Origin of the sequence: Henriciella sp., from assembly GCF_049649345.1 — a bacterium.
Lineage (GTDB): Bacteria > Pseudomonadota > Alphaproteobacteria > Caulobacterales > Hyphomonadaceae > Henriciella.
This window is the reverse complement of sequence record NZ_JBARZC010000195.1, coordinates 1-3,786: the sequence shown is the minus strand read 5'-3', so window position 1 is coordinate 3,786 and position 3,786 is coordinate 1. Positions and strand designations below refer to the sequence as shown.

6 protein-coding genes are annotated in these 3,786 nt (G+C 58.1%); 2 read left to right on the top strand and 4 right to left on the bottom strand.

Annotation, left to right across the window (positions count from 1 at the left end; all coding sequences use genetic code 11):
• Positions 1 to 404: 404 nt before the first annotated feature.
• Together WA989_RS04855 and WA989_RS04850 are read left to right on the top strand one after the other, a co-directional pair.
• Positions 405 to 641: a DUF3892 domain-containing protein gene (locus WA989_RS04855; RefSeq protein ID WP_424339381.1), complete on the top strand. Its 237-nt coding sequence runs from the start codon at positions 405 to 407 to the stop codon at positions 639 to 641.
• Between the two features lie 70 nt (positions 642 to 711).
• The gene (locus WA989_RS04850) at positions 712 to 1,431 is read left to right on the top strand and encodes a toll/interleukin-1 receptor domain-containing protein (protein WP_424339380.1); all 720 of its coding nucleotides are present in this window, start codon (positions 712 to 714) and stop codon (positions 1,429 to 1,431) included.
• Between the two features lie 164 nt (positions 1,432 to 1,595).
• On the opposite strand, the gene WA989_RS04845 is transcribed toward WA989_RS04850, so the two are convergent.
• The 4 genes from WA989_RS04845 to WA989_RS04830 all read right to left on the bottom strand — a co-directional run.
• Entirely contained in the window at positions 1,596 to 1,889 is a 294-nt protein-coding gene (locus WA989_RS04845; protein WP_424339379.1) for a GIY-YIG nuclease family protein, read from the bottom strand.
• 139 nt (positions 1,890 to 2,028) lie between these two features.
• Positions 2,029 to 2,820, bottom strand: coding sequence for an SDR family NAD(P)-dependent oxidoreductase (locus WA989_RS04840; RefSeq protein ID WP_424339378.1), 792 nt, complete (start codon positions 2,818 to 2,820; stop codon positions 2,029 to 2,031).
• 147 nt (positions 2,821 to 2,967) lie between these two features.
• Positions 2,968 to 3,285 (bottom strand): thioredoxin, encoded by a 318-nt coding sequence (gene trxA, locus WA989_RS04835; RefSeq protein ID WP_424339377.1) that lies wholly within the window; start codon positions 3,283 to 3,285, stop codon positions 2,968 to 2,970.
• A gap of 54 nt (positions 3,286 to 3,339) precedes the next feature.
• Positions 3,340 to 3,786: PD-(D/E)XK nuclease family protein (locus WA989_RS04830; protein ID WP_424339376.1), on the bottom strand; the 447-nt coding region annotated here is incomplete at its 5' end.

The window sequence follows — 3,786 nt, the reverse complement described above, 5'->3', positions numbered from 1 at the left end:
ATCTCTCTCGGCTCAAGATGCAGCTTGCCCGTCGCCCCGGTCTCGCCGAGCCACAGCCCGACCAGCCGGAAACATTCGCAAAGATATGCAGACACGCCTGACATTGCGGGCGAGGATAGGCGGGGGGGCTATCCGGTATGAAATATCCACAGAATCGCGACCGTTTGTGAATTTAAGCGCGGTTTGATGTGAATTTACCGCTCTGGTTATGGACTCGGCGGAACGAGTCGGAATGATATGAGGTGATTGTGCCGATCCGGGCTTCTACCACAAAACCCGAATCGGCAATCGGCACCACCTGAGGGGTCGTGTCGATCAGTGCTCACGTTAGATGAGGCGTCGCTAGATGACCTCAATTGTGCCAAGCAGTCAACGGCCCCTCGTTCAACACGAAAGGGTCTATCATGACCAAGAAACGAAAAATTGTGGATGCCCGCGCCGACAAGGACGGGGACATTACTCATGTAAGGTTCGACGGCAACGAAAGGTACACGTCCGTTGACCGAGCTATGCCCATGGCGGATAGGGGTGAGATCGAGAACACACATGTTGTTCGTCGCTCGAACGCCAAGCCGCATCTCAGAACCAACCCAAACGGACGAGACCGTGATAATCTCGACCGGATGGCAGGTGACGAATAACTGAAATTAGGCGCGGGTATAACCCGCGCCTAATATTGCAGTACCTCTAAGCAAGCAGAGACTTCGGATAATGAAACAACGAGAGCGCTTCGAGCTAATCGACAAGCTGGCACGAGAGCTTCAGGATCGTTTCAAAACTTACGAGCTGCCAGGCTATCTCAGTGCCTTCGATGTCGACGTGGGTGATACGGGTACAATCGGGCAAAGCAAGTGGGTTTGGGCCAAAAGCGTTCTCTCTTCTCTGAGCGTTGATAAAATTCTAGAAATCGCACGCGACATGGACCTAGACCAGGATCAAGTTCTCGCAAGTCCGCCCGACGCGTGGAAAGATACGCGATACTTCAGATTATTCATCAGCCACATCAGCAAAGACCGTAAGATCGCAATGCGGCTTCGTGATTGTCTTGCGCCCTTGGCTATCAAGGGATTCGTTGCGCACGAAGATATCTTGCCGACTCGCCTTTGGGAGGACGAAATCGTACGAGCTCTCCATTGCATGGATGCTCTTGTAAGCATTCATACGCCGGGTTTCAGCGAAAGTAACTGGTGTCAACAAGAAGTCGGATTCGCTTTTGGGCGTGGCACAAAGATTATTTCTCTTCGTATGGGGGAAGACCCGACGGGTTTCATCGGAAAGTCTCAAGCGCTTCTGAGAAAGGGACGGATGGCGGAAGAGATTGCCGCTGAGATCGAGCAAATTCTCAAGTCAGATGACCGTGCCTCTGTGCGATTAGCGGAGGCCAAGAATTTTGAAGGTTGGCCGAATTATGAAGACGAGCTTCCCTTCTGACATTCAGCGCAACGGACCCCATCCGTGCGGGTTTTGGGGGGGGCTAATGAGGGCCGCAGACCCCTGCGGAGGCAGGGGTCCAGGGTGCTCCCGATGAACGGATGCGCGACGCTTCGGGCCCGCGTCGTGGATACCTGTATCTGCGGGTTTTTTGGGCGTAGGGATCAATGGTTGAGTTTGAGGTAGAGGTCGTCCCAGTCGGGGTTCAGCTCTTCGATCAGCCTGATCTTCCAGGCGCGTTTCCATGTCTTGATCTGGTATTCGCGGGTTTTCGCGCCGTCGCGGGTCTGATGGTGTTCGTACCAGACGAGGCGGGTGACGCGGTATTTCTTGGTGAAGGCTGAGCCTCGACCTTCCTTATGGGCGAAGACGCGGGCTGCAATGTCATCGGTGTGGCCGGTATAGAGGGTCCCGTTTTTCTGGCTGGCAAGGATGTAGACGTAGAACGGCTTTTGCATCTCTTGCCCCCACGATTACCCCACGCGCCGAAGATACCTGCGCAGGCAGGTATCCATGAAATGAGATTTGAGCCAAGCACAAGTTGAGATGTGTGCGCCTTGGATGCCTGCCTTCGCAGGCATTGGCGGACTTCAACTCTTACGCATTCTTGATCGTCAGGCCGCCATCGACAGGAATGTGCACGCCGTTCAAAAAGCTCGCCGCCGGCAGCACGACGGACAGTGTCATGTTCGCGACTTCTTCGGGGATGCCGTAGCGGCGCAGCGGCACGCGGCGTTTGGCGTAGATGGTCTTGTGCTCTTCGGGGATGCCTGAGGTGATGCCGGTGCGGATCGGGCCGGGGCAGATGCAGTTCACGGTGATGTCGGTGTCATCGTCGCGCCCAAGGTCGCAGGCGAGCCCGCGCGTCAGGCCGATCACGCCATGCTTGGCGGCGACATAAGGCGAATTGCCAGGCGTTGCGCCGAGCCCTTCTGTCGAGGCGACATTCACGATGCGGCCGAATTTCGCCTTGCGCATATAGGGCAGGGCGGCGCGGATGGCGCGCTGGTGGCTGGACAGCATGACATTGATGCTCGGGCCCCAGCTGTCTTCATAGGAGACTTCGGCGACATCGGCCGGAATGGCAAAGCCTGCATTGTTGACGAGGATTTCGAGCCCGCCGAAATGCGCGGCGGCCTCATCGACGACGCGCTTGATCGCCTCTGGGTCCCCGACGTCCATCGCCCAGCCCTTCACATGCTCGATGCCGGCGGCCTTGATCTCCTCGACCACCTTGTCGACGGCCTCCTGTTTGAGGTCGGTCACGGCGACATTCGCGCCCTCATGGGCGAACAGGTGCGCGGTCGCCCGGCCCATGCCCGAGGCGGCGCCCGTGATGAGGGCCGTCTTGCCTTTGATGGATCGCGAAAGCGGTTGATAGGGCTGCATGGCGTAACCTCCGGAAAGCTGCTCTCTTTATGTCTGAAACGCTAGTTCGGGGCGGCTGGCGCGTCCATGGGTGACGGTGGGGGAGCAAAGAAAAAGCCCGCCACCGTGGGGTGACGGGCCGTTTCTCATCAGGTCAGCGTATGGGGTTTATGCGCTTTCCTTGATCCATTCAGCGAGGCGCTGCTTGGACATCGCGCCGAGATGGGTCGCGGCGACCTTGCCGTCCTTGAACAGCATCAGCGTCGGCATGCCGCGCACGCCGAACTTGGATGGGGCGACGGGGTTCTCGTCGACATTGATCTTGGTGACCTTCACTTTGCCGGAGAGCTCTTCGGCTACGGCTTCGAGGTGAGGGGCCATCTGTTTGCAGGGCCCACACCATTCGGCCCAGAAGTCGACAACGACCGGCATGTCGCCAGAAATTGCCTCGTCGAAATTGTCGTCAGTGATGTTTTCGGTGGCCATCGGGGCCTCCTTTTCCGATTGTTATGGCTTATAGATAGTGTCTGCCGGGATTCTTCAAAGGCCGCCAGCTAAACGCTCTCGTGAGCTTTTCAAAAGGCTGTCTGGCAGTTCGAACAGTTTTGGCCCGTCTGTGTAGAGCAGGGCCGGGCGGATACGCCGTCCTGGCCAGGCGGTTTCGAGCACCATCTGATAGGCCGCCATCTGGGCGAGATAGGACGCGTCCACGTCTTCTGCGCGGGCCGGCGCGGGGCGGTCTGTCTTGTAGTCGATGAGCAGGATATCGGTGTCCGTCATGACGAGCCGGTCGGCGCGGCCATTAATGATGATCTTGCCCGTAGCGGTTTCGATTTCGCCGACAATCGCCGCTTCCGAGCGCCCGCCGGGGGCGAAGACTTCGGCAAAGCCGGGATCAGACAGCGCGGCGAGCGTGACGGAGAGGATTTCGTCCTGTTCGGCAGGGGTGAGGTCGCCATGACGGGTGAGCCAGGCGCGGGCATGGGC

Excerpts from the sequence above, each read along its gene's own strand:
- WA989_RS04845 (WP_424339379.1), bottom strand. The coding sequence starts at position 1,889 with ATGCAAAAGCCGTTCTACGTCTACATCCTTGCCAGCCAGAAAAACGGG.
- WA989_RS04850 (WP_424339380.1), top strand. The coding sequence starts at position 712 with ATGAAACAACGAGAGCGCTTCGAGCTAATCGACAAGCTGGCACGAGAG.
- WA989_RS04840 (WP_424339378.1), bottom strand. The coding sequence starts at position 2,820 with ATGCAGCCCTATCAACCGCTTTCGCGATCCATCAAAGGCAAGACGGCC.
- WA989_RS04855 (WP_424339381.1), top strand. The coding sequence starts at position 405 with ATGACCAAGAAACGAAAAATTGTGGATGCCCGCGCCGACAAGGACGGG.
- trxA (WP_424339377.1), bottom strand. The coding sequence starts at position 3,285 with ATGGCCACCGAAAACATCACTGACGACAATTTCGACGAGGCAATTTCT.